Raw genomic sequence first — 22,590 nt, 5'->3', positions numbered from 1 at the left:
TACGCGGTGACAGCAACCGGAACCGACGAGAAATGCGACCGGTCCGCGCCGCCGCCCAAGCCGCGCCGCGTGCGCAGGACCCTCGCCGCCGTCGTCAGCGTCATCGGTGAGCTGCTGATCACGGCCGGGCTGATCCTGGGCCTGTTCGTCGCCTACTCGCTGTGGTGGACCAACGTCCTCGCCGACCGCGCGGCACACCAGCAGGGCGACCAGGTGCGCAAGCACTGGGCGAGCACCGGACCCAAGGGGCCGGGGAAGCTGGACACCAAGGACGGGATCGGCTTTCTGCACGTCCCGGCGATGGACAACGGTGAGGTGCTGGTCAAGAAGGGCACCGACGCCGAGATCCTCAACGAGGGCGTGGCCGGTTACTACACCAAGCCGGTCAAGTCGGGGCTGCCGGAGGACAAGAAGGGCAACTTCACCCTCGCCGCGCACCGCGACGGCCACGGCGCGAAGTTCCACAACATCGACAAGCTCAAGGACGGCGACCCGATCGTCTTCGAGACCAAGGACACCTGGTACGTCTACAAGGTGTTCGCGTCGCTTCCCGAGACCTCGAAGTTCAACGTGGACGTCCTCGACGAGGTCCCGAAGGAATCCGGCAAGCACAAGGCGGGCCGCTTCATCACCCTCACGACCTGCACCCCGGTCTACACCTCGAACTACCGCTACATCGTCTGGGGAGAGCTGGAGCGCACCGAGAAGGTCGACGCGAAGCGCACACCCCCGAAGGAACTCCGCTAGCCGGGCCGGACGGGACGGGCCGGCTGGACTCGTCCGAGCTCCCGTCCGGCCCTGGGGGACCTGCCTCCCGGCGCCCGGGACGCAGAGGCACGAAGAAGCCCCGGCACCCTCAAGGGTGCCGGGGCTCTGTGCTGCTCGTCGTACGGACGGTCAGTTCTTTCCGCCGAACGGTCCGCCGATGAAGCCGCCGCCGCCACCGTCTCCGTTCCCACCGCCGACGGTGGTCAGCGTCACCGTGGTGGTCTTGGGATCGGACGGTGTGTTGGGCTGCGGGTCCTGGCTGATGACGCGGGCGTTGTCCTCCTGCGAACTGCCCCCGGCGAGCTGGAGGTTGGTGAAGCCGGCCTGCTGAAGCGCCTTCTTCGCATCCTTCAGGGTCTGGCCGACCACACCCGGAACCGGTGTCTGCGCCCCTGCCTTGCCGACCGTGAGGGTGACCGTGGATCCCGTCTTGGCCGGGGTGTTGCCGTCGGGGCTCTGCTTGAGCACCTTGCCGACCTGGTTCGGGTCGGGGACTTCCTGCTCGGTCTTGCTGACCTCGAAGCCCAGAGATTGCAACTGCCGCTGGGCTGTCTCGAAGTCCTGTCCCGTGACGGAGGGGACGGTCTGCTTGGGGGCCTCCTGCGCGACGGTGAGGACGATCACTGTGCTCTTGGCTGCCTCGCTCTGGCCTGCGGGGCTCTGCTTGAGCACGGTGCCCGGCGTCCGGTCGGACTCCTGAGAGACCTTCTTGACGTTCTTGAAGCCCTTGCGTTCGAGGCGGTCGACAGCATTGTCGAACGAAAGGTCCTCCACGTCCGGAACGGTGACCTTGACGGCGCCGGTGCAGACGGTCACGTTGACCGTGTCATTCTTGTTGATATCACCGCCCGCCTTGGGGTCCTGCTCGGTGACCTGGCCCTTCTTGACGTTGTCGCAGGCCTTGCGGCCCCCCTCGGAGACCTGGAAGCTGCCGTTCCTGCCGAACTCCTTGGCTTCCTTCAGGGTCTTGCCGACGAGGTTGGGCACGGGCATCTTGCCGCCCTTGTTGTGGCCGGTGAACATCGCCTTGCCGATGAAGATCGCACCGACCAGGACGAGGACGGCCGCCAGCACCAGCAGGATCGTCGAGGTGTTGCTCTTCTTCTGGCCGCCGCCACGGCGCCGGTCGCCGCGGTCGTCGTAGCCCCCGTCGTCCGAGTTCATCGGCGGGAGCATGGAGGTCTGGCCGGCCGGGTCCTGCGGCCGCAGCATGGTGGTCGGCTGGTCCTGGTCGTAGCCGCCCGCGCCCAGGGCGGAGGTCGCCGCGACCGGCTGGCCGTCCAGTGCCGCCTCGATGTCGGCCCGCATCTCGTCGGCCGACTGGTAGCGGTAGTCCGGGTCCTTGACCAGCGCCTTGAGGACGATGGCGTCCATCTCCGGCGTGATCTCGGGGTCGAAGTTGCTCGGCTTCTGCGGCTCCTCGCGGACATGCTGGTAGGCCACCGCGACCGGTGAGTCACCGACGAACGGCGGCCGCACGGTGAGCAGCTCGTAGAGCAGACAGCCGGTGGAGTACAGGTCGGAGCGGGCGTCGACCTGCTCGCCCTTGGCCTGCTCGGGCGAGAGGTACTGGGCGGTGCCGATGACCGCGGCGGTCTGCGTCATGGTCATCCCGGCATCACCCATCGCGCGGGCGATGCCGAAGTCCATGACCTTGACCTGGCCGGTGCGCGTCAGCATGACGTTGGCCGGCTTGATGTCGCGGTGGACGATGCCGGCCCGGTGGGAGTACTCCAGCGCCTGGAGGACACCGGTGGTCATCTCCAGCGACCGCTCGGGCAGCAGCTTTCTTCCGGAGTGCAGAAGCTCACGCAGCGTGGAGCCGTCGACGTACTCCATGACGATGTACGGGATCGAGACACCGTCGACGTAGTCCTCGCCGGTGTCGTAGACCGCGACGATCGACGGATGGTTCAGCGAGGCGGCCGACTGGGCCTCACGGCGGAACCGGGCCTGGAAGGACGGGTCACGGGCGAGGTCCACCCGCAGCGTCTTCACAGCTACGGTGCGGCCCAGGCGGGTGTCATGCGCGAGGTACACCTCGGCCATGCCACCGCGGCCGAGCACCGAGCCCAGCTCGTACCGGCCGCCGAGGCGACGCGGCTCTTCCATAAGCTTCTCCAGCCCTCTCCGTCAGTCCCGACCGCACCGGTGTGTGGTCCGGCGGTGTGCTGTCCGGGCATACCGTACCCGGCACGCCGTGGCGGACCGGGCCGGAGCCGCAACCTGATACGTGACCGGTATTGGCATGATCCGGGTCACTTCTCGCCTTCGAGTACCGCCTGCATGACGCGCTTCGCGATCGGAGCTGCGAGCTTTCCGCCGGCGATGTCGTCGCGAAGAGTGTCGGATCCCTCAATGACGACGGCGACGGCGACGGGGGTGCCCTTGTCGGTCTTCGCGTAGGAGATGAACCAGGCGTACGGGTTGTCCTTGTTGTTCTCGCCGTGCTGCGCGGTACCGGTCTTTCCGCCGACTGTGACGCCCGGGATCTGGGCACTGGTTCCGGTGCCCTCCTTGACCACGGTCTCCATGATGCTCTGGACCTTCTGCGCGTTCTCCGCGCTGAGCGGCCGGCTCATCTCCTGCGGCGTGTGCTGCTGCACGACATTGAGGTTCGGCGCGACCAGCTGGTCGACCATGTACGGCTTCATCAGCTTGCCGCCGTTGGCGACCGCAGAGGCGACCATGGCCATCTGCAGCGGCGTGGCGCGGTTGGAGGCCTGGCCGATGCCCGCCATGGCGTTCTGCGGCCGGTTGTCCGTGGGGTAGATGCTCTCCGAGGCGCGGACCGGAGTGTTGATCCCCGGGTTGTTGAAGCCGAACTTCTCCGCCTCGGCCTTCATCTTCTTGTTGCCGAGGTCCGCGCTGATCTTGCCGAACACCGTGTTGCACGACCAGCGCAGTGCCTCGCGCAGGGTGGCGTTCTCGCAGGGGATGTTGCCCTCGTTCTTCAGCGGGAGGCCCGAGGTGTCGGGGAGCGTGTAGGGCAGCGGCGAATCGGTCTTGGCGTTGACGTCGTGGTACAGCCCGTTCTCCAGCGCCGCCGAGGCCGTGACGACCTTGAAGGTGGAGCCGGGCGGGTAGGTCTGGCGCAGCGCCCGGTTGAGCATCGGCTCGTCCGGGTCGCTCTTCTTCTGCAGCGCGTTGTACGCCTCGGCGTCCTTGTTGCTCATGCCCGCGAAGGTCGACGGGTCGTAGGACGGGGTGCTGGCCAGGGCCAGGATCGCGCCGGTCTCCGGGTTGATCGCGGCGACCGCGCCCTTCTGCGTGCCGAGGCCGTCGTAGGCGGCCTTCTGGGCCTTGGCGTCGAGGGTCGTCACCACGTTGCCGCCCTTCTGCTTGCCGCCGGTGAACATGTCGACCGTGCGGCTGAAGAAGAGCCTGTCGTCGGTGCCGCTGAGTATGCCGTCGTTGAGCTTCTCGAGCTGGTTGGCGTCGAAGGCCTGCGAGGCGTAGCCGGTGACCGGCGCCCACATCTTGCCGTTCTTGTACGTGCGCTTGTACTTGAAGTCGCCGCTGTCGGTGGTCGTGGAGCCGGTGATGGCCTTGCCGTCGACGATGATGTTGCCGCGCGGGGTGCTGTAGCGCTCGATGGCGACCCGGCGGTTGTGCGGGTCGTTCTTGAGCGCGTCACCCTGGACGAACTGCACCCAGTTGACGCGGACGAGCAGAGCGAGGACGAGCAGGCCGCAGAAGATCGCGACCCGGCGCAGGGGCTTGTTCACGGGCGGACCACCTGAGTCATCTCGGCGTCGGTGGACGGGGCGGGAGCCGGCGCCGGGCGGCGCGCGGTGTCGCTGATCCGGAGCAGGATCGCGACCAGTGCCCAGTTGGCGATCACGGACGAGCCACCCTGGGCGAGGAACGGCATCGTCATACCCGTCAGCGGGATCAGGCCCGTCACACCACCGGCGACGACGAAGACCTGCAGCGCGAAGGCGCCGGACAGGCCGATCGACAGCAGCTTGCCGAACGGGTCACGGGCGGCCAGCGCCGTACGGATACCGCGCTCGATCAGCAGGCCGTACAGCAGCAGGATGGCCATCAACCCGGCGAGCCCGACCTCCTCGCCGACCGTGGCGAGGATGTAGTCGCTCTTCGGCGCGATGCCCAGGATGAGGCGGGAGTAGCCCTGGCCCAGACCGGATCCGAGGATGCCGCCGGACCCGAAGGAGTACATGGCCTGGGCGGTCTCGGTGACACCGCCGTTGGACAGCTCCAGCGGGTTGAGCCAGTTGTGCACACGCGTCTGGACGTGTGACTCGAACGTCGCCACCGCGACCGCGCCGCCGGCGCTCAGCAGCAGACCGAACACGATCCAGCTGGTGCGCTCGGTGGCCACGTACAGCATCACGACGAACAGGCCGAAGAACAGCAGCGAGGTGCCCAGGTCGGTCTCGAAGACCAGGATCATCAGGCTGAGCGCCCAGATGACGAGGATGGGTCCGAGGTCACGGCCGCGCGGGAGGTAGAGCCCCATGAAACGGCGGCTGGCCAGCGCCAGCGCGTCCCGCTTCACCATCAGGTAGCCGGCGAAGAAGATCGCGATGATGATCTTTGCGAACTCACCGGGCTGGAGCGAGCCGAGACCCGGGATCGTGATCCAGATCTTCGCGCCGTTCACGCCGGGGAAGAACACCGGCGCGACCAGCAGGATCAGCGCGACGACCATCGAGATGTAGGTGTAGCGCTGCAGGACGCGGTGGTCCTTGAGGAAGATCAGGATGGCGAGGAAGAAGGCCACACCGAGGGTCGACCACATCAGCTGGTTGGGCGCCATCGCCTTGCCGAGCGAGGGCTCCTGGTCCAGCCGCCAGATGAAGATCAGTCCCAGCCCGTTGAGCAGGGTGGCGATGGGCAGCATCAGCGGATCGGCGTACGGCGCCCACTTGCGGACGACGAGGTGGGCGACGCCGGCCAGCAGGCCCAGGCCGAGGCTGTAGCCCAGCACGCCGGCGGGTACCGAACCGTCCTTCGCCAGACCGACGTTGACGTACGCGAACACCGGAATCAGCACCGCGAAGACGAGCATCGCCAGCTCGGTGTTGCGGCGGCTCGGGGCCCCGATGGTGCCAATGGTGGTGGTGTTGGTGGTGCTGCTCATGAAATCTCCGGCCCCCTACGCCCTCACTGCTGGGTGCTGCAATTTTTTTCCAGCTTCTGCTGGTCCTCGGAGGGGGCCTGGCTGGTGGTGGGTGTGGGTTTCGGAGTCACGGTCGCCGCCAGGGTGCCGGCCGCACCGGTGCCGCTGTCGTTGCCCGCCTTGCCGGTGGAGCCGGGCCGGGTGCTCGGCGTACCGGACTTCGACGGGGTACCGGGCTTGGACGGCGTGCCCGCCTGACCCTTGCCCGGGTGACGCGCCGCCTCGCGTTCGGCTGCCTCCCGCTGCTCCTTACTACGGCAGGCATTGGCCTGCTTGTTCAGTTCGGTGACTTTTTCGCCGGCCTGGGTTCGGCTGTCGACCGCGATCGTCTCCTTGACCTGGTTGCGCTGGTACAGCGGCAGGTACTTGAGTTCGATCTCGGGGTGGTCCTCGTCGACATCGTTGAGCTTTATCCACGCGAGGTCCTGGCTGATGCCCCGGTAGAGCGCGACGTGGTCGTCCTTGGCGCCGACGAAGTACTGGGTCTGCGTCCAGTTGTAGCCCGCGTAGCACCCGCCGCCCACGACGGCGAGCGCCAGCGCGAGGAACAGCGACCGCTTGAGCCACCGCCCGCGCCGGCGCGGCTTGACGAAGTCCTCGTCCATGAACGCGCCGAACGAGCCCTGCGGCGGACCGCCGACCTCGTGCTCACCGCTGCCGGGCGGCCCGAAGGCACCTCCGGGACCGGCCGGTGCGCCGCCCGGCCGGCCGAGCTCGGCGGCCCGCGCCGCGGGGGTCTGCAGCGTGCTCGGGTCGCTGAGCTGGTGCTGGTTCTCCGCGACGGCACCGACGACGACCGGGGTGTCGTTGAGCTGCCCGGCCATGGTGTCGTTGCCGTCCACGTCCAGGACGTCGGCGACGATGCAGGTGATGTTGTCGGGTCCGCCGCCGCGCAGTGCGAGCTGGATCAGCTCCTGCACGGTCTCGTGCGGCCCGTGGTAGCTGGCGAGGGTCTCTTCCAGCGTCTGGTGGCTGACCACCCCGGACAGGCCGTCCGAGCAGATCAGGTACCGGTCGCCGGCCCGCACCTCGCGGATCGACAGGTCGGGCTCGACGTGGTCGCCGCTGCCCAGCGCCCGCATCAGCAGCGACCGCTGCGGATGGGTGGTGGCTTCCTCTTCGGTGATCCGGCCCTCGTCGACCAGCCGCTGCACCCAGGTGTGGTCCTGGGTGATCTGGGTCAGCACGCCGTCGCGCAGCAGGTACGCACGCGAGTCGCCGACGTGCACGAGGCCGAGGCGCTGGCCGGTCCACAGCAGGGCGGTCAGGGTCGTGCCCATGCCCTCCAGCTGGGGGTCCTCCTCGACCATCACCCGCAGCTGGTCGTTGGCGCGCTGGACGGACGTGCCCAGCGACGTGAGGAGGTCGGAGCCGGGGACGTCGTCGTCGAGCTGGACGAGTGTGGAGATCACCTCGGAGGAGGCGACCTCACCGGCGGCCTGGCCGCCCATGCCGTCGGCGATGGCGAGCAGCCGCGGCCCGGCGTAGCCGGAGTCCTCGTTGCCCTCGCGGATCATGCCCTTGTGCGATCCGGCGGCGAAGCGCAGTGACAAGCTCATGTGCACCTCACCCGTCGGCTCGGGGTACAGCCGGTCTCGTCGAGCCACACTGCCCACCCTCCGGTCGGGAGCACGCCCGGGTCCGCCGAGTGGACCGTCGCGGCTCGCTCGCTCCGCTCGCTCATTGTCGTACTACTTCCGCAGCTCGATGACGGTCTTGCCGATGCGGATCGGGGCTCCCAGCGGAATCGGTGTCGGGGTCGTCAGTCGGGTCCGGTCCAGGTACGTGCCGTTGGTGGAACCGAGATCCTCGACGATCCACTGGCCGTCACGGTCCGGGTAGATCCTGGCATGCCTGCTGGACGCGTAGTCGTCGTCCAGCACGATCGTGGAGTCGTGTGCACGGCCCAGGGAGATGGTCTGGCCTTGGAGGGCGACGGTGGTGCCGGTCAGCGAGCCCTCGGAGACCACCAGCTTGGTGGGTGCTCCGCGCCGCTGACGGTTGTTGCCGCGGCCGCCTTCCTGGCGGCGCTGTTGTTGCTGCGGTGCCGCAGCCTGCCGCTGCGGACGTGCTTCCTGTCCGCCGCGCCGGGCGGCACCGCGCTGTGTGACGCGCGTGCCGAACAGATCGCTGCGGATGACCTGAACGGCCACGATGACGAACAGCCACAGTACGGCGAGGAAACCCAACCGCATGACCGTGAGGGTCAGCTCTGACATTGCCCCCGCTTCACCCTTCGGCTTGCCGGTAAACGATGGTGGTACTGCCCACGACAATCCGCGAGCCGTCGCGGAGATTAGCGTGAGTGGTGTGCTGCCCGTCTACCACGATGCCGTTCGTGGAGCCCAGATCCTGGATCGTGGGGGGCGTTCCGACCCGGATCTCACAATGACGCCGGGAGACACCCGGGTCGTCGATCCGTACGTCAGCGTCGGTGCTGCGGCCCAGCACGAGCGTGGCGCGCGAGATCTGGTGGCGGGTGCCGTTGATCTCGATCCAGCGCCGGGTCTGTGCGTGGGGCTGCGGTCCTGCACCGGGCGGTGCCGTACGAGGTACGGGCTGTGCGCCGCCGGGAGGCGGGGACGAAGGCATGGGGGGCGGGCTCACGTGGCCGCCGCCGGGGCGGCCGCCGCGGGGCGCCGCGGCGCGCTGGGAGGCCCCGGGACCGGGCTGGTCCTGGGACGAGCTGGAGGCGAGCGTGCGGCTGCGCACGCGGTACAGGCCGGTGTCGAGATCGTCGGCCTTCTCCAGATGGACCTTGATCGAGCCCATGAAGGTGTACCGCTGCTGCTTGGCGTAGTCGCGGACCATGCTGGAGAGCTCGTCGCCGAGCTGCCCGCTGTAGGGGCTCAGCCGCTCGTAGTCCGGGGTGCTCAGCTCGACGATGAAGTCGTTGGGGACGACCGTGCGGTCGCGGTTCCAGATGGTGGCGTTGTTGTCGCACTCGCGCTGCAGCGCACCGGCGATCTCAACGGGCTGCACCTCGGACTTGAACACCTTGGCGAAGGTGCCGTTGACGAGACCTTCGAGACGCTGCTCGAAACGCTTCAGTACTCCCACGGGGCACCTCCTTCCTCAGTCTTCGTCGGGGTCGTCCTGATCGAGTCGTCCTGATACTGCTTACTGATCGTATCCACGCGTCGGGAAATCGGCTGGTTCCCCTTTCCCGCCTTGAGGACGAGTGTCGCCCCTCACAGGGTTGCCCGGTGCTTGCTTGCTCCTGCCCACTGCTCGTGCACTGCGATCGTAGATGTGCCCCGAAGACAGTGTCCCGCAACCGCCGGGCACTCCCGCCGGGCGGGGGCCGGAGTCGGACAGGACGCATGCGCCGGCCCGGTCCGGCCGGCTCGGAGGCGGTCCGGACGGCTCCGCTCCTGTTGCGGCTACCGCGAGTGTGAACCCTTTGGGCAGTGCTCGGCGAATGTCCGAGGCACGGAGGGGTGCGGCCCGGGGCTGCCGCAGGGCGGGGACCGGGGGAAAGGCATGTGAACCCACCCCCGACAGCGTGCTAGTGTTCTGGATGTCGGAAGGCGGTCGCACAAGACCCGGGCGGAACACCCCGGATCATGTGAGAAAATCAACCGGCAGCACCCATGCGCGGGTGGCGGAATAGGCAGACGCGCTGGATTCAGGTTCCAGTGCCCGAAAGGGCGTGGGGGTTCAACTCCCCCCTCGCGCACAGATGAGACCCCCGGTCTCCGGAGAAATCCGGAGACCGGGGGTCTTTCGTTGTGTTTGTCACGTTGTTGTGTATGTCACGGGGTGGTGGGGCGGAGCGGGGTGATCTCGGGGCCTGGGTGTCCGGCTGCTTGCGGTCTGTTGGCTTGTGGGCTTGGCGGGCCGAGGGGTCGTTGGTCCGATGGCTTGTTGGTCCGCTGCCGCTGGTGGTCGCTCCGTTGGGAGGGGTGGCCCGAAGGGTGGGGCGGGGGGCTTGAGGGGTGCGTCACAGGCGTGGTGGGTGGGGGCTTGGGTGTGACTGCTGTTGCCTTTTGTGACGCGATTGTCACCGTGTGTGCCCCGGGTGGCCCTCGTCTTCGCCGTGCGCTCCGGGGCGTCGGGTGCGTTGCCCCTCCCCTGGGTGGCCGGCGCGGCTGTCGGGTCGTACGGGAGGTGCGAGGCAATCCGCTGCGTGAACCGGGGAGTTGGGTGTGGCGTACGCCACGAGGCGGACGCCGCGGTGGGGCGGCGCCCGCCTCGTGGGGTGGCGGACCGGGTGGTGCTGTGCGGGATCGCAGGGAGGCCGTGCGTGGCCGCATGAGGCCGTACGAGCCCATGTGAGGCGGCGTCAGGCGGTACTCCTCGGGAGAGGGGTCCGGCGGCCTCAGGCGGCGAAGCGGGCGACGAGGGCCTTGGCCTTGGCCGCCGCGTCCTCGTGGGCCTTGTCGCGCGAGGTCTCGTACAGCGGGACGAGCTCGGCCATCGCCGGGTTGCTGGGGGCCATGGTCAGCTCGGGGACGATGAAGTCGACGTCGAGCCCCAGCGCGCCGTTGAGCACGGCCTCCAGGTAGTTCTGCACGTACTCGAAGGGCTCACGGGGCGTGCCCGGCGCGTACGAGCCGCCGCGGCTGGCGACGACGGTGACCGGGGTGCCCTTCGCGGACGGCTCCGCGCCCGACGTGCGGCCCATGATGATCACCTGGTCGAGCCACGCCTTGAGCGTGGAGGGAATCGTGAAGTTGTACATCGGGGCGCCGATGACGATCGCGTCGGCCTGCTCCAGTTCCTCGGCCAGCTTCACGCGCAGCGCGAAGGCCGCCTGCTGTTCGGGGGTGTGGCCGGCCGGGTCGGAGAAGCCGGCGGAGGCGCCGGTGGTGTCGAGGTGCGGCAGCGGGTCGGCGGCCAGATCGCGGTGGATCACGGTGCCGTCGGGGTGCTGTTCCTCCCAGGCCTTGCGGAAGGCCGCGGTGACCGAGCGGGAGGCGGAGCCGCCCTCGGGGAAGAGGGAGGAGTCGATGAGCAGGAGCGTGGCCATGGGGGTGTCCTTCGATGCATGGCCGGCGAGGCGCGACCAGTGGTTGAATTCCGTACGTCCCTATTAATAGCACAGCAGCTTACTTTTCTACAGTAGCCAACGAGAGGGCGGTACTCTGGCTGTATGGCGGACCATGGCGAGGCGACGTGCAGGCAGGTCGACGGCGGCATGACGCGCGTCTTCGAGCTGTTCGGGAAGCGATGGACGGGGCTGATCGTCGCCACTCTGATGCCGGCCCCGGTGCACTTCGCCGATCTGCGGCGGGCCATCCCCGGCATCAGCGAGCGCATGCTCTCCGACCGCCTCATGGAGCTGGCGGCGACCGGCCTGCTCGTACGCGAGGTGGATGCGGGGCCGCCGCTGCGCGTCTCCTACCGGCTGACGGAGGCCGGCCTCGCGATGGAGCCCGCGCTCAAGGAGCTGGCGCGCTGGGCGGAGACCTATCTCGCCGACGGCGGGCAGTGTCCGGAGCAGTTCCGGAAGTGAGCCGCCGGGAGCCGTGCCGGGGCAGTGGTGGGGGTGAGCGGCTCTGGGGCAGGTGGTTCCGGCGGCCGACGGGTCCGGGAGCGGGCGGTTCTCGGGGTGGGCGGTTCTGGGAGCGGGCGGTCCTCGGGGTAGCCGGTTCTGTGGGTGAGCGATCCCCGGCGCAGGTGGTGCGGGGGTGGCTCCAGGGGGCGGGCGGTTCCATGGGGTGGGCGGTTCCGGGCGCCGGCGGTTCCGGGCGTGTGCGGGGCTGCGGGGAGGCGACTCCGGGTAGGGGTCGAGTGGGGCGTGGGTGGCCGCGTCCGTAGTTGCGCTGTCCCCGGTGTCGGTTCCTTTATCCCAGCCGTTCCTGGGCGGCGTTGTAGCGCAGCAGGTAGGCGGCGAAGCGGTCGAGATCGTCCTCGTCCCAGTCGGCCAGGCGCTCCCGGAAGGCCTTGCGGCGGCTGGCGGTGACGTTGGCGAGAACCTGGGCGCCCTTCTCGGTGGGGTGCAGCACCTGGACCCGGTGGTCCTCCGGGTCGACACGGCGCTCGACGAAGCCGAGCTTCTCCAGTGCGGCGATCTGCCGGCTGACCGTGGATTTGTCCAGGAGGTAGTGCGCGGCGAGGTCCGTGGCGCGGCATCCGTGCTGGTCATCGAGGTGTGCCAGCAGGGTGTAGGAGACCAGTGACAGCTCGGGGTGCATCCGGGCGGCGGTCGCGCGGGCCCGGCGGGCGAATGCGGTCATCTCCTGCTGGATGGTCTCGACGGAGTCGTCGCGGTGGGTCACGAGTTGCCTTTCGCAGAGGTAGTTGTATAGTACAACGCATATCGTGAGTTGTATTTGCCAACTACTGATTCCGGTCAGTAGCCGGCGACAGCTGAGCCGACGAGCTGAGAAGGGCGGCCCATGAGTACGGTCCGACGTCCCGACCACCGAAGCGAGCAGCACGGCAGCCACCGTTCCGCGCGCTCCTCCCACTCCGCCGGGCTGCGTCATGTGCTGACGCACCTGATCACTCCGCTGCTGATGTGCATCGGGATGGGCCTGGCGTACCTGGGCGCCTTCGCGAACCCCGCACCGCATCACCTGCCCGTCGCGGTCGTCGGCTCGGGCCGGAGCGCCCAGCTGCTCGCCCAGTCGATCAACGACAAGGCGGACGGTGACCTGGAGGTGCGGACCGTCGCTGACCGGTCTGCGGCGGTCGACCGGCTCAAGCACCAGGAGATCTTTGGCGCGTATGTGATCCATGCGCAGGGTGCGACGGTCGGGACGTCGGCGAAGGGGGCGTCAGTGAAGGGGGCGTCGGCTAACGAGGCGTCGGCTGATGGGGTGTCAAAGGGGGCGACGCACACGAAGAGTGCGAGGAAGAGCGCGGCGGAAGGGGCCGGTGGCGCCGGAGCCGCAGGGGGCTCGGCGAAGCGGGTGCCCGAGCTGTTGGTGGCGACCGCCGGGTCCGATACCAGCGCCTCCGTCGTGCAGAAGGTCTTCACCCCGATTGCGGCGCACCAGGGCGCGCCGCTGAAGGTCACGGACGTGGCGCCGCCGGCCGAGGACGATCCGACCGGTCAGGGCATCTTCTTCCTGCTGGTCGCGATCAGCATCGGCTCGTACGCCTCGGTTGCGGTGATCGGCGGTGCCGGGGCCGTGCTGCCGGTCCGGTTGCGGGCGGCGCTGGCGATCGGCACGTCCTTCGTCGTCAGCCTCATCGGTACGGCGTTCGCAGGTCCGGTCTTCCACCTCGTCGACCACGGACTCCGGGGCCTGTGGGGCATGGCCTGGCTCTACTCCGCCGGCATCCTGCTGATCGGCACCGGCCTGCACACGTTCCTCAAGCGCTGGACCACGCTCGGCGTGATGGCCCTCTTCGTGATGCTCAACTTCACGTCCTCCGGCGGGATCTTCCGCCCGGAGATGCAGAACGGCTTCTTCGCGGCACTGCACTCCTTCTGGAACGGCGCGGGCTTCGTGGAGGGCACGCGCAGCCACGTCTACTTCGACGACTTCGGCCTGCCGGGGCATGTCTGGACGCTGGTGTGGTGGCTGGTCGCCGGCCTGCTGATGGTCGGGGTGGCGGCACTGGCCGAGAGGCGGCGGCGTGCCGTGGAGGCGGAGGCGGCGGCCAATGCCACGGCGGTGGCGGCGGCCGCGGTGGCGGCGACGGTGCCGGAGCCGATGCCGGAGCGGGGGAGCCGGGCGGCGCGGTCGGCCGGCACGGCAGGGGCTATGGAGAGCGATGGGGTTGTGGAGGCGGACGTGGCGGACGCAGCGGAGGCGGAGGTGGAGATGGAGGAGGTTGTGGGGGTTTAGCGGTTGATGCGGGGCGGTGGCGCGTCGGGGCGGGGGTGAGGCGTCGTAGGGAGTGGGGTGGTGGGGGCGGGCTCGGTGCTTGGTCTGGGGGCCGGCTCGTGCCCGGCCCTCGGCTCGGGGGCTCCGGGCAGTGGGTGCTGGGCGATCCGGAGATTCCGTGTTCCGGGCTTTCGTGGTGCGAGATCCGGAGAGTTATCCACAGGCTCTGCGGGGTGTGACGGGATCTCGGTAACGTCATTGCTCGTCGGCGGGCCGGGTTTGCTCGGCAGGTTGATGGACGCAGTGGACAAGGACACAAGAACGCAGGTCGTGAAGGGGGAGGTGGCCCGCTATGCCGCGTGTGCCGTACGTACCGGGGTTTGCGAAGGCGGATGCGCAGGTCGCGTCGCCCAAGGCGGCCGGGCGGGCGTTGCGGGAGCGCGTTCCGCGTGCCGAGCAGGCCGCGCTGACGGTCGTGGCCGGGCGGCCGGATGCGGTGGCGGCGGTTGAGCAGTCCAATGCCGGCCGGCTGCCCGACCTGACGCCGATACGGGTCGGCCGGATGGCCGCTAGCCCCTTTGCCTTCCTCCGCGGCTCAGCGGGCCTGATGGCGTACGACCTGACGGGCAGCCCCGTGACCGGCATCGGCGCGCAGATCTGCGGAGACGCCCACGCCGCCAATTTCGGACTCTACGGCGACGCCCGCGGCCAACTGGTCATCGATCTCAATGACTTCGACGAGACCCTGTACGGACCGTGGGAGTGGGACGTGAAGCGGCTTGCGACGTCGATGGTGCTGGCCGGCCGGGAGGCGGGCGCGGACGAGGACGCCTGCCGCAAGGCGGCGCAGGACGCGGCGGGCGCGTACCGGCGCACGATGCGCCTGCTGGCGAAGCTGCCGGTGACCGAGGCATGGAACGCGATCGCCGACGAGGCGCTGGTCTCGCACGCCGACGCCAAGGACCTGGTGGGGACGCTGGAGCGGGTCGCGGACAAGGCGCGCAAGAACACCAGCGCACGGTTCGCGGCGAAGGCGACGGAGGAGACGCCGGACGGTGGCCGCCGGTTCGTGGACGCTCAGCCGGTGCTGCGGCGGGTGCCCGATGCGGAAGCGGCAGCCGTGGCTGCTTCTCTCGCCGGCTACCTGGAGACGCTCCCCGAGGACCTGCTGCCGCTGGTGGCTCGGCACGCGATACACGATGTGGCCTTCCGCGTGGTCGGCACGGGCAGCGTGGGCCTGCGGTCGTATGTGGTGCTGCTGTTGGACCACCGGGGCGAGCCGCTCGTCCTGCAGGTGAAGGAGGCGCGTGCCTCGGTGCTGGTGCCGTTCGTGGCGAAGGTCGGCTTCCCTGTACCGCCGGTGGTGCACGAGGGGCGTCGGGTGGTGCTCGGGCAGCGCCGGATGCAGGTGGTCAGCGACATTCTGCTGGGCTGGACGACGGTGCACGACGCTGCGGCGCCGGGCGGTGGCGCGATCGCGGGGAACGGTCGACGGGAGGGAAGGGAGTTCCAGGTCCGCCAGTTCCGGAACCGCAAGGGCAGCGTGGACCCGGCGCAGTTGTCCGGCGATCAGATGGATGACTACGCCCGTATGACCGGCGCACTTCTGGCCCGGGCCCATGCGCACAGCGCCGACCCGCGGCTCTTGGCCGGCTACTGCGGCAAGAACGAGGAACTGGACGAGGCGATCGGGAAGTTCGCGGTGTCGTACGCGGACCGCACGGAGGCGGACCATGCGGAACTGGCCGCAGCAGTGAAGAACGGGCGGATTCCGGCCGAGACGGGGGTGTGAGGGAGAGGGAAGGAGCCGGGGCGCGGGAGCGGGAAGAGGCGCTGGGGCTGTGGCTGGGTTCGGGAGGCCGGAGCTGGGGTGGGCGTGGGCGCGCGGCCTGGCGTCGGAGCGTGGTCGGCTTCTGGGCCGGAGAGCGGGGTAGCGGGCGGACGCTCTGACGCGATCGGGGCTGTGGCGCGGCGGTCTGGCAGCCGGATGCGCGTGCTGGCGCGCGGTGTGCGCGAGGGGCGGTGCGTGCGTGCGTGTTTACCGGGAGTGGCGGGCGTGAGCCTCTGCCGGGTGCCGGGTGCCGGGTGCCGGGTGCCGGGAGTGGGGAGCCCGGAGCCGGAGTGGGGAGCGGGGTGTGGGTGTGGGCCGGGGGTGGGGGCCACGGCGCGGCTGGCCGATGAGCGGAGGGGTTGGCTGAGGGGGAGGGGGGCTGGGGGGGGAGGGGGAGGCCCCCCGTAGCAAGCGAGGGAATGGCCGCGGAGGGCCGGGCCCGGTGTGGGCCGTACGCTGACCGGGTGACGAACTCGCACGCGGAGAACACGCAGGACGGTCAGCACCGACCGGACGTACCGGGTATCCCGGACGCCTCGGCCGAGCCGCAGGCACCGGACGCCCGCGGCGGCGGTCAGAGAGCCCAGGCCGGGCAGGACGCGGACCTGAGAGATCGGACCCGGGGCCCCGAGCAGACGGATGCCCACCAGGGCGCTCAGGGCGCTCAAAGTGGTTCGCCCACCGGTCAGGCGGAGGCCGGGCCCGAGCAGGGTCGCGCGCCGGAGGGCCAGGGGACTCAGGACCAGGCGTCTCAGGATCAGGCGGCTGAGGCCGGGGCGACCCGGCGGCTGGCGAAGGCGGTGCTGGCCGCGGAGCAGGCGCTGATCGAGTTCGAGATCGCCGTGGAGACCTTCCGGGTGGAGGTGGAGAACTTCTCCCGCCTGCACCACCAGCGGCTCGGCCCCATGTACGCCCGGCTGGACGAGCTCGATGCGCAGATCGCCGAGGCGGTGGCGGCGCGTACGGGCGATCCCGAGGACGTCCGCAAGGCGCAGGAGGCGCGTGCGTCGGTGCTGCCGATGCCGGAGGTCGAGGAGCTCTTCCACGGCTGGATGGGCTCGGACGGACTGTTCTCCGAGGCGCAGGCGATGCTCACCGAGCAGCCGGTGCAGCCGCCGCAGAAGGTGCGGCCCAGCGAGGAGGCCCGCAAGGTCTACCGCGACCTGGTGCGCAAGGCTCATCCGGACCTGGCGCGGGACGACGCGGAGCGGGCCCGGCGGGACGAGTTCATCGCGCGGGTCAACGCGGCGTACGGCCAGGGCAACGAGGCCGCGCTGCGGGAGCTGGCGAAGGAGTGGGAGGCCGGTCCCGCGCCGGCCGAGGAGCGGCTCAGCGAGAGCGAGGAGCTCTACGCCCGGCTGGAGTGGCTGGCCGAGCGCAAGGAGCTGCTGGCCGCCGCGGCCTCCGAGCTGGAGGAGAGCGCGATCGGCGCGATGATCAAGATGGCGCCGGAGGATCCGGACGCGCTCCTGGACGAGATCGCCGAGAAGCTGCTCGCCGATGTCGCGGAACGTGAGACCTACCTCGCGCAGCTGGTCGGGTAGCGTCGGGACCATGCAATTTGGTTCTGTGCCCACGGTCGGTGTCGACGCCCTGACGTCGGAGGACTTCCTCCTCGACGTGCGTGAGGACGACGAGTGGGAGGCGGGGCACGCCGACGGCGCGCTGCACATCCCGATGAGTGAATTCGTCGCGCGCTACGGCGAGTTGACCGAGGCGGCCCCCGCGGACGGCAAGGTGTACGTGCTGTGCCGGGTCGGTGGGCGCTCGGCGCAGGTGGCGCAGTATCTGGTCCAGCAGGGCATCGACGCGGTGAACGTCGCGGGCGGTATGCAGGCCTGGGAGGCCGCCGGTCGCCCCGTGTCGGATGGCAAGGGCGGCCCCGGCGCGGTTATCTAGCCGGGAGCCGGGAGCCGGGAGCCGGGAGCCGGGAGCCGGGAGCCGGGAGCCGGGAGCCGGGAGCCGGGAGCCGGGAGCCGGTCGGTTGGGGCTGCTCGGTGGCTGAGGCCGCCGGGCGGCCTGCTGCGGTCGGGCGTGAGATGGCCGCCGAGCAGGAATCCGAGACTCGACGCCGAAGGCGGATACCGGCCGTGGCTTCCCTACTGTCCTGCCCTCGCCCTCAGCGCAGCGGATGCGCGGCGAGCAGGTCGCCGAGGGCCTCCTCGTGGGCGGCGGCGGGGCCGAGGGAGAGTTCCAGTTGTTTGGCCCAGGCGTGGTAACGGTGCAGCGCGTAGTCGGTGTCGGCGCCGAAGCCGCCGTGGAGGTGCTGGGCGGTCTGGACGACGCGGCGTACGCCTTCGGAGGCCCAGATCTTGGCGACCGCGACGTCCCCGGCGGGCGGTAGCGGACCGGCCGCGTCGGTGGTGATGCGCCAGGCGGCCTGCCAGAGAGTGGCCTCCATGGCGCGCAGGTCGATGAAGCGGTCGGCCGCCTGGACGGCGACGGCCTGGAAGGTCGCCACCGGGAATCCGAACTGTTCGCGCTTGCTGGTGTAGTCGCTGGTCATGGCGAGGACGCTCTCGCCCAGGCCCAGGGCGAGTGCGCAGGTCCCGGTGGTCAGCACATTGCGCAGCGACTCCCAGGCATGCGGGGCGGTGATCGTTTCCGGGGCGCTGAGGCGTACCGAATTCAGCCGGACCTCGGCGAGGCGTTCCCCGGTGGTGGATATCTGGTCGTCGAGTGTGATGCCCGGGTGGGTGCGGGGGACGAGGGCGAGTACGGCTCGGCCGTCGGGGGTGTGGGCGGGGAGCAGGATGCGGTCCGCTGCCTGGGCCCAGGGAACGGCTGTCTGGACCCCGTCGAAGATCCATTCGCCGCCCTCTTGGCCGGCGGTTACGGCGAGTTCGGCCGGTTCGTGCCCGGTGCGGCCGGCGGCGGCGACGGTCACGACGAGGTCGCCGGCCGCGAGGAGGGGCAGCACTTCCGCGGAGAGCTCGTCGGCGGCGTACCGCTGGAGGGTGAGTGCGGCGGCACCGGCCTCCAGCAGTGGCACCCTCGCCAGTACCTTGGCCGACTCGCGGAGTACGAGGCAGAGCGCGATCGGGTCCAGGCCCGCGCCGCCGTGCTCGGGTGCGATCGGCAGGCTCAGCAGGTCGGCGTCGGCGAGCTTGCGCCACAGCGTGCGGTCGAAGTCGTCGGCGACCGCACCGGCGGTGAGCGCCGGGCTCGGCACGCTGTCCGGAGCGACCCCCGAGAAGACGGCCTTGGCCGCTTCGACGGCGGCCTGCTGCTCCTCGGTGAAGGTGAAGTCCATTGCTCTGTCCTCCCAGGCGTCGCCTCGAACTGACGATGCGTCAAGGTAGAACAGGTTGCAGGAATTGGGAATGGCGGAAGCGGGGAAGAGCGGAGGGAGTCGGGGGCGTGGGCGGCAGCTGGAGACTGCCCGGCGGCGGGTTCCAGCCCTGGCGCTGGTCCCGGCCCGGGAGGGAGCAGGCCGGTTCCTGGTGCCCGGCGCGATACCGCCGCCCCCCTGCCGCCGATCCGGTCCCGCCCCGGATCTACCGGTCGAAGTCCAGCTCGACCTTCTCTGTGACCGGGTGGGACTGGCAGGCCAGGACGTACCCCGCGTCGACCTCGTCGGATTCCAGGGCGAAGTTGCGGTCCATGCGTATGTCGCCCGAGACCAGGAAGGCGCGGCAGGTGCCGCAGACGCCGCCCTTGCAGGCGTACGGGGCGTCCGCGCGGTTGCGCAGGACGGCCTCGAGCAGCGACTCGCTGTCGTGGACCGGCCAGGTGCCGGAGCGGCCGTCGAGGGTGGCGGTCACGGTGCTGTGTGCGGGGGTGGCGGCGGCGGGGGCCGTCGGGGTGCCGTTGTCGACGTGGAAGATCTCTTCGTGGATCCGGGTGCGGGGCACGTCGAGGGCGCGGAGGGCGCGTTCGGCGCCCTGGACCAGGCCGTAGGGGCCGCAGAGGTACCAGCCGTCGACGGAGTCGACCTTCAGGAGTGCGGGCAGGAGGGAGCGCAGCCGGGTCTCGTCCAGGCGGCCGGAGGGCAGTCCGGCTTGTTGTTCCTCGCGGGAGAGGGTGTGGATGAGCTGGAAGCGCTGGGGATAGCGGTCCTTGAGGTCGGCCACCTCCTCCAGGAACATCGTCGATGCCGCCGTGCGGTCGCTGCGGATGAGGCAGAAGTGGGCGTCCGGCTGCCGGTCGAGCAGGGTGGCGGCGATGGACAGCACGGGGGTGATGCCGCTGCCGCCGACGATGCCGACGAAGTGTCCGGGGCGGGGTTCGAGGGTGAACCGGCCGGCCGGGGCCATCACGTCCACCGTGTCGCCGACGGCCAGTTCCTTGAGCGCGTAGGTGGAGAAGGCGCCGTCCTCGACGAGGCGGATGCCCACCCGCAGGACGGGCCGGTCGGTGGCGGGGGCACAGATGGAGTACGTACGGCGGATCTCCTGGCCGTCGACGGATCTGCGCAGCGCGATGTGCTGTCCGGGAGTGTGCCGGAAGGTGGTGTGCAGCTCGGGCGGGACCTCGAAGGTGACGGCCACCGCGTCGTCCGTGAGCCGCTCGATCTCCCGGACCTGGAGCGGGTGGAACATCACAACTCCTTGAAGTGGTCGAAGGGTTCGCGGCAGGACTCGCAGCGGCGCAGTGCCTTGCACGCCGTGGAGGAGAACCGGCTCAGCAGGGTGGTGTCGGTCGATCCGCAGTGCGGGCAGCGGATGGCGAGGTCGACGGCGACCGGGCCGCCGGCCGGTCCCGTGGGGCGCGGGGGCGCGATGCCGAATTCGGCGAGCTTGCGGCGGCCCTCGGCGCTGATCGCGTCCGTGGTCCACGGCGGGCTGAGGACCGTGCGCACCTCGACCTCGGGTATCCCGTGGTCGTGCAGTACTCGCTCGATGTCGGCCGACATCGTTTCGATGGCGGGGCAGCCGGTGTAGGTGGGGGTGAGGTGCACCTCGACCCGGCCGGGCGCGATCAGTTGGACGTCGCGCAGCACACCCAGTTCGGCGAGGGTGAGCACCGGCAGTTCCGGGTCGGGAACGGAGCCGGCCAGCGCACGCAGTTCCTCTTCGAGGGCGGTGGTGGTCACCATGCCGCCCCCGGGTGGCTGCGGTGGAGGTGCTGCATCTCGGCGAGCAGCCGTCCGAACGATTCGGTGTGCAGGCCCTGGCGGCCCGCGCCGGCCCTCCAGGCGCCGTGCCGGGGGCCTTCGGGGACGGTGAGGGTGGCCTGCTCCAGGGTGGCGGTGATGCGCGCGGTCCAGCTGTCGTGGAGGGCCGGCCAGGGCACCGTATCCAGGCCTTCCACCGGCTCGAACAGTTCGCCGGTGAAGCGCCAGAGGGCGTCCAGGGCACGTTGCATCCGGGTGTGGCTCTCGTCGGTGCCGTCGCCCAGGCGCAGCGTCCACTGATGGGCGTGGTCGCGGTGGTAGGCGACCTCCTTGACGGCCTTGGCCGCCAGCGGTGCCAACTCGCTGTCGGTGGCGGCGAGATGGCCGAACAGCAGCTCCTGGTAGGTGGAGAAGTAGAGCTGGCGGGCGATGGTGTGGGCGAAGTCGCCGTTGGGCTGCTCGACGAGCTGGAGGTTGCGGAACTGCCGCTCCTCGCGCAGGTAGGCCAGCTCGTCCTCATCGCCCACGAGGGAGAGCAGCACACGGGCCTGGCCGAGCAGGTCCAGCGCGATATTGGCCAGTGCGACCTCCTCTTCCAGGACGGGCGCGTGGCCGGCCCACTCGCCCAGGCGGTGGGAGAGGATCAGGGCGTCGTCCCCGAGGGGCAGGGCCGGGGTGGCGGTGACGTTCATCAAAGGTGATGCACCCCGTCCGGGATCTCGTAGAAGGTCGGGTGGCGGTAGGGCTTGTCACCGGCCGGTTCGAAGAAGGAGTCCTTCTCGTCCGGTGAGGAGGCGGTGACCTCGGCGGAGGGCACCACCCAGATGGAGACGCCCTCCGAGCGGCGGGTGTAGAGGTCGCGGGCGTTGCGCAGCGCCATCGCGGCGTCCGGCGCATGCAGGCTGCCGGCGTGGGTGTGGGAGAGGCCGCGGCGGCTGCGGACGAAGACCTCCCACAGGGGCCAGTCGGCGGGCCGGGCGGAGGTGTCCGCGGTGGGCGCGGGGGCCTCGGCGGGGTGTGGAGTCGTCATCGGGTGGCCTCCCCGTGCTTGGCCGCGTGTGCGGCGGCTGCCTCGCGCACCCAGGCGCCTTCCTCGTGCGCCTGCCGGCGGCGGTTGATCCGCTGTTCGTTGCAGGGGCCGTTGCCCTTGAGGACCTCGCGGAACTCGGCCCAGTCGATCGGGCCGAAGTCCCAGTGGCCGCGTTCGTCGTTCCACGTCAGGTCCGGGTCGGGGAGCGTGAGCCCGAGGGCCTCCGCCTGGGGGACGCAGATGTCCACGAAGCGCTGGCGCAGCTCGTCGTTGGAGTGCCGCTTGATCTTCCAGGCCATGGACTGGGCGGAGTGCGAGGACTCGTCGTCCGGCGGCCCGAACATCATCAGCGACGGCCACCACCAGCGGTTCACCGCGTCCTGCGCCATGGCGTGCTGTGCTTCGGTGCCGCGGCTGAGGGTCAGCAGGAGTTCGTAGCCCTGCCGCTGGTGGAAGGACTCCTCCTTGCAGATGCGGACCATCGCGCGGGCGTAGGGGCCGTACGAGCAGCGGCAGAGGGGGACCTGGTTGGTGATCGCGGCGCCGTCCACCAGCCAGCCGACGGCTCCGACATCGGCCCAGGTCAGGGTCGGGTAGTTGAAGATCGAGGAGTACTTCTGGCGGCCGGAGTGGAGCTTGTCGAGCAGTTCGTCGCGGCCGGTGCCCAGGGTCTCGGCGGCGCTGTAGAGATACAGGCCGTGGCCGGCTTCGTCCTGCACCTTCGCCATCAGGATCGCCTTGCGGCGCAGGGACGGCGCCCGGGTGATCCAGTTGCCCTCCGGCTGCATGCCGATGATCTCGGAGTGGGCGTGCTGCGCGATCTGCCGCACGAGTGTCGAGCGGTAGGCGTCCGGCATCCAGTCCCGCGGCTCGATGCGCTCCTCCGCGGCCACGGTGGCGTCGAAGACGGCCTCGCGGGCCGCCGTCTCTTCCGGCGCGATCGTCGTCATGTGGTGCCCCCTCGCTCCCGACCGACCGATCGTTCGGTTCAATGGTGAGTGGGCGGGCCCCGGGTGTCAAGCCTGTGGATAACCC

20 protein-coding genes and 1 tRNA gene are annotated in these 22,590 nt (G+C 70.1%); 7 read left to right on the top strand and 14 right to left on the bottom strand.

Annotated features, from left to right (window positions below; translation table 11 throughout):
- Nucleotides 1–6 precede the first annotated feature (6 nt).
- Nucleotides 7–747 (top strand): class E sortase, encoded by a 741-nt coding sequence (locus AB0411_RS08800; protein ID WP_366416567.1) that lies wholly within the window; start codon nucleotides 7–9, stop codon nucleotides 745–747.
- Nucleotides 748–897: 150 nt separating this feature from the next.
- On the opposite strand, the gene pknB is transcribed toward AB0411_RS08800, so the two are convergent.
- The 6 genes from pknB to AB0411_RS08770 form a co-directional block, all read right to left on the bottom strand.
- On the bottom strand, nucleotides 898–2,880 hold the full coding sequence (gene pknB, locus AB0411_RS08795) for a Stk1 family PASTA domain-containing Ser/Thr kinase (protein WP_366416566.1): 1,983 nt from the start codon (nucleotides 2,878–2,880) through the stop codon (nucleotides 898–900).
- A 146-nt stretch (nucleotides 2,881–3,026) separates the two neighbouring features.
- Entirely contained in the window at nucleotides 3,027–4,496 is a 1,470-nt protein-coding gene (locus AB0411_RS08790) for a peptidoglycan D,D-transpeptidase FtsI family protein (protein ID WP_366416565.1), read from the bottom strand.
- Nucleotides 4,493–5,875, bottom strand: a complete 1,383-nt coding sequence (locus AB0411_RS08785) for an FtsW/RodA/SpoVE family cell cycle protein (protein WP_086718446.1) — start codon at nucleotides 5,873–5,875, stop codon at nucleotides 4,493–4,495. Before AB0411_RS08785 ends, AB0411_RS08790 begins: the two co-directional genes overlap by 4 nt.
- A 23-nt stretch (nucleotides 5,876–5,898) precedes the next feature.
- Entirely contained in the window at nucleotides 5,899–7,473 is a 1,575-nt protein-coding gene (locus tag AB0411_RS08780; RefSeq protein ID WP_366416564.1) for a PP2C family protein-serine/threonine phosphatase, read from the bottom strand.
- A gap of 132 nt (nucleotides 7,474–7,605) precedes the next feature.
- Complete coding sequence (locus AB0411_RS08775) at nucleotides 7,606–8,133, bottom strand: FHA domain-containing protein FhaB/FipA (protein ID WP_244413578.1); 528 nt, start codon at nucleotides 8,131–8,133, stop codon at nucleotides 7,606–7,608.
- Nucleotides 8,134–8,143: 10 nt separating this feature from the next.
- Nucleotides 8,144–8,974, bottom strand: coding sequence for a DUF3662 and FHA domain-containing protein (locus AB0411_RS08770; protein ID WP_366416563.1), 831 nt, complete (start codon nucleotides 8,972–8,974; stop codon nucleotides 8,144–8,146).
- Nucleotides 8,975–9,509: 535 nt separating this feature from the next.
- Between AB0411_RS08770 and AB0411_RS08765 the strand changes: the two genes are divergently transcribed.
- A tRNA-Leu gene (locus AB0411_RS08765) sits at nucleotides 9,510–9,593 on the top strand.
- 642 nt (nucleotides 9,594–10,235) lie between these two features.
- Here AB0411_RS08765 and AB0411_RS08760 read toward each other — a convergent pair.
- The gene (locus AB0411_RS08760; RefSeq protein ID WP_366416562.1) at nucleotides 10,236–10,886 is read right to left on the bottom strand and encodes an FMN-dependent NADH-azoreductase; all 651 of its coding nucleotides are present in this window, start codon (nucleotides 10,884–10,886) and stop codon (nucleotides 10,236–10,238) included.
- A 123-nt stretch (nucleotides 10,887–11,009) separates the two neighbouring features.
- Between AB0411_RS08760 and AB0411_RS08755 the strand changes: the two genes are divergently transcribed.
- Nucleotides 11,010–11,372, top strand: coding sequence for a winged helix-turn-helix transcriptional regulator (locus tag AB0411_RS08755; protein ID WP_260636769.1), 363 nt, complete (start codon nucleotides 11,010–11,012; stop codon nucleotides 11,370–11,372).
- A 331-nt stretch (nucleotides 11,373–11,703) separates the two neighbouring features.
- Here the strand turns inward: AB0411_RS08755 and AB0411_RS08750 are convergent, their stop codons facing one another.
- Nucleotides 11,704–12,138: a MarR family winged helix-turn-helix transcriptional regulator gene (locus tag AB0411_RS08750; protein WP_086715089.1), complete on the bottom strand. Its 435-nt coding sequence runs from the start codon at nucleotides 12,136–12,138 to the stop codon at nucleotides 11,704–11,706.
- 120 nt (nucleotides 12,139–12,258) lie between these two features.
- Between AB0411_RS08750 and AB0411_RS08745 the strand changes: the two genes are divergently transcribed.
- From AB0411_RS08745 to AB0411_RS08730, 4 genes are all read left to right on the top strand, one after another.
- Nucleotides 12,259–13,659 carry an ABC transporter permease gene (locus AB0411_RS08745; RefSeq protein ID WP_366416561.1) on the top strand — a complete coding sequence of 467 codons (1,401 nt, stop codon included), beginning with the start codon at nucleotides 12,259–12,261 and terminating at the stop codon, nucleotides 13,657–13,659.
- 331 nt (nucleotides 13,660–13,990) lie between these two features.
- Nucleotides 13,991–15,430, top strand: a complete 1,440-nt coding sequence (locus AB0411_RS08740; protein WP_366416560.1) for a DUF2252 domain-containing protein — start codon at nucleotides 13,991–13,993, stop codon at nucleotides 15,428–15,430.
- A 503-nt stretch (nucleotides 15,431–15,933) separates the two neighbouring features.
- The gene (locus AB0411_RS08735) at nucleotides 15,934–17,013 is read left to right on the top strand and encodes a J domain-containing protein (RefSeq protein WP_366416559.1); all 1,080 of its coding nucleotides are present in this window, start codon (nucleotides 15,934–15,936) and stop codon (nucleotides 17,011–17,013) included.
- 10 nt (nucleotides 17,014–17,023) lie between these two features.
- The gene (locus AB0411_RS08730; RefSeq protein WP_366416558.1) at nucleotides 17,024–17,368 is read left to right on the top strand and encodes a rhodanese-like domain-containing protein; all 345 of its coding nucleotides are present in this window, start codon (nucleotides 17,024–17,026) and stop codon (nucleotides 17,366–17,368) included.
- A gap of 220 nt (nucleotides 17,369–17,588) precedes the next feature.
- Here the strand turns inward: AB0411_RS08730 and AB0411_RS08725 are convergent, their stop codons facing one another.
- From AB0411_RS08725 to paaA, 6 genes are all read right to left on the bottom strand, one after another.
- A complete protein-coding gene (locus tag AB0411_RS08725; RefSeq protein ID WP_366416557.1) occupies nucleotides 17,589–18,722 on the bottom strand; it encodes an acyl-CoA dehydrogenase family protein in 1,134 nt (377 codons plus the stop codon).
- Nucleotides 18,723–18,966: 244 nt separating this feature from the next.
- The gene (gene paaE / locus AB0411_RS08720; protein WP_366416556.1) at nucleotides 18,967–20,010 is read right to left on the bottom strand and encodes a 1,2-phenylacetyl-CoA epoxidase subunit PaaE; all 1,044 of its coding nucleotides are present in this window, start codon (nucleotides 20,008–20,010) and stop codon (nucleotides 18,967–18,969) included.
- A complete protein-coding gene (gene paaD, locus AB0411_RS08715) occupies nucleotides 20,010–20,507 on the bottom strand; it encodes a 1,2-phenylacetyl-CoA epoxidase subunit PaaD (protein ID WP_366416555.1) in 498 nt (165 codons plus the stop codon). The genes paaE and paaD overlap by 1 nt, the downstream gene beginning before the upstream one ends.
- Nucleotides 20,501–21,217: a 1,2-phenylacetyl-CoA epoxidase subunit PaaC gene (gene paaC / locus AB0411_RS08710; protein WP_366416554.1), complete on the bottom strand. Its 717-nt coding sequence runs from the start codon at nucleotides 21,215–21,217 to the stop codon at nucleotides 20,501–20,503. The genes paaD and paaC overlap by 7 nt, the downstream gene beginning before the upstream one ends.
- A complete protein-coding gene (paaB, locus tag AB0411_RS08705; protein ID WP_366416553.1) occupies nucleotides 21,217–21,555 on the bottom strand; it encodes a 1,2-phenylacetyl-CoA epoxidase subunit PaaB in 339 nt (112 codons plus the stop codon). The genes paaC and paaB overlap by 1 nt, the downstream gene beginning before the upstream one ends.
- Nucleotides 21,552–22,505 (bottom strand): 1,2-phenylacetyl-CoA epoxidase subunit PaaA, encoded by a 954-nt coding sequence (gene paaA / locus AB0411_RS08700; RefSeq protein ID WP_366416552.1) that lies wholly within the window; start codon nucleotides 22,503–22,505, stop codon nucleotides 21,552–21,554. Before paaA ends, paaB begins: the two co-directional genes overlap by 4 nt.
- Nucleotides 22,506–22,590: the final 85 nt, after the last annotated feature.

Origin of the sequence: Streptomyces angustmyceticus, assembly GCF_040701845.1 — a bacterium.
GTDB classification, from domain to species: Bacteria; Actinomycetota; Actinomycetes; order Streptomycetales; family Streptomycetaceae; genus Streptomyces; species Streptomyces angustmyceticus_A.
This window is presented reverse-complemented; position numbering and strand designations above follow the sequence as displayed.

Coding starts and splice junctions, on each gene's coding strand:
- pknB (WP_366416566.1), bottom strand. CDS start 2,880: ATGGAAGAGCCGCGTCGCCTCGGCGGCCGGTACGAGCTGGGCTCGGTG.
- AB0411_RS08785 (WP_086718446.1), bottom strand. CDS start 5,875: ATGAGCAGCACCACCAACACCACCACCATTGGCACCATCGGGGCCCCG.
- AB0411_RS08780 (WP_366416564.1), bottom strand. CDS start 7,473: ATGAGCTTGTCACTGCGCTTCGCCGCCGGATCGCACAAGGGCATGATC.
- AB0411_RS08775 (WP_244413578.1), bottom strand. CDS start 8,133: ATGTCAGAGCTGACCCTCACGGTCATGCGGTTGGGTTTCCTCGCCGTA.
- AB0411_RS08760 (WP_366416562.1), bottom strand. CDS start 10,886: ATGGCCACGCTCCTGCTCATCGACTCCTCCCTCTTCCCCGAGGGCGGC.
- AB0411_RS08755 (WP_260636769.1), top strand. CDS start 11,010: ATGGCGGACCATGGCGAGGCGACGTGCAGGCAGGTCGACGGCGGCATG.
- AB0411_RS08745 (WP_366416561.1), top strand. CDS start 12,259: ATGAGTACGGTCCGACGTCCCGACCACCGAAGCGAGCAGCACGGCAGC.
- AB0411_RS08740 (WP_366416560.1), top strand. CDS start 13,991: ATGCCGCGTGTGCCGTACGTACCGGGGTTTGCGAAGGCGGATGCGCAG.
- AB0411_RS08730 (WP_366416558.1), top strand. CDS start 17,024: ATGCAATTTGGTTCTGTGCCCACGGTCGGTGTCGACGCCCTGACGTCG.
- AB0411_RS08725 (WP_366416557.1), bottom strand. CDS start 18,722: ATGGACTTCACCTTCACCGAGGAGCAGCAGGCCGCCGTCGAAGCGGCC.
- paaE (WP_366416556.1), bottom strand. CDS start 20,010: ATGTTCCACCCGCTCCAGGTCCGGGAGATCGAGCGGCTCACGGACGAC.
- paaD (WP_366416555.1), bottom strand. CDS start 20,507: ATGGTGACCACCACCGCCCTCGAAGAGGAACTGCGTGCGCTGGCCGGC.
- paaC (WP_366416554.1), bottom strand. CDS start 21,217: ATGAACGTCACCGCCACCCCGGCCCTGCCCCTCGGGGACGACGCCCTG.
- paaB (WP_366416553.1), bottom strand. CDS start 21,555: ATGACGACTCCACACCCCGCCGAGGCCCCCGCGCCCACCGCGGACACC.
- paaA (WP_366416552.1), bottom strand. CDS start 22,505: ATGACGACGATCGCGCCGGAAGAGACGGCGGCCCGCGAGGCCGTCTTC.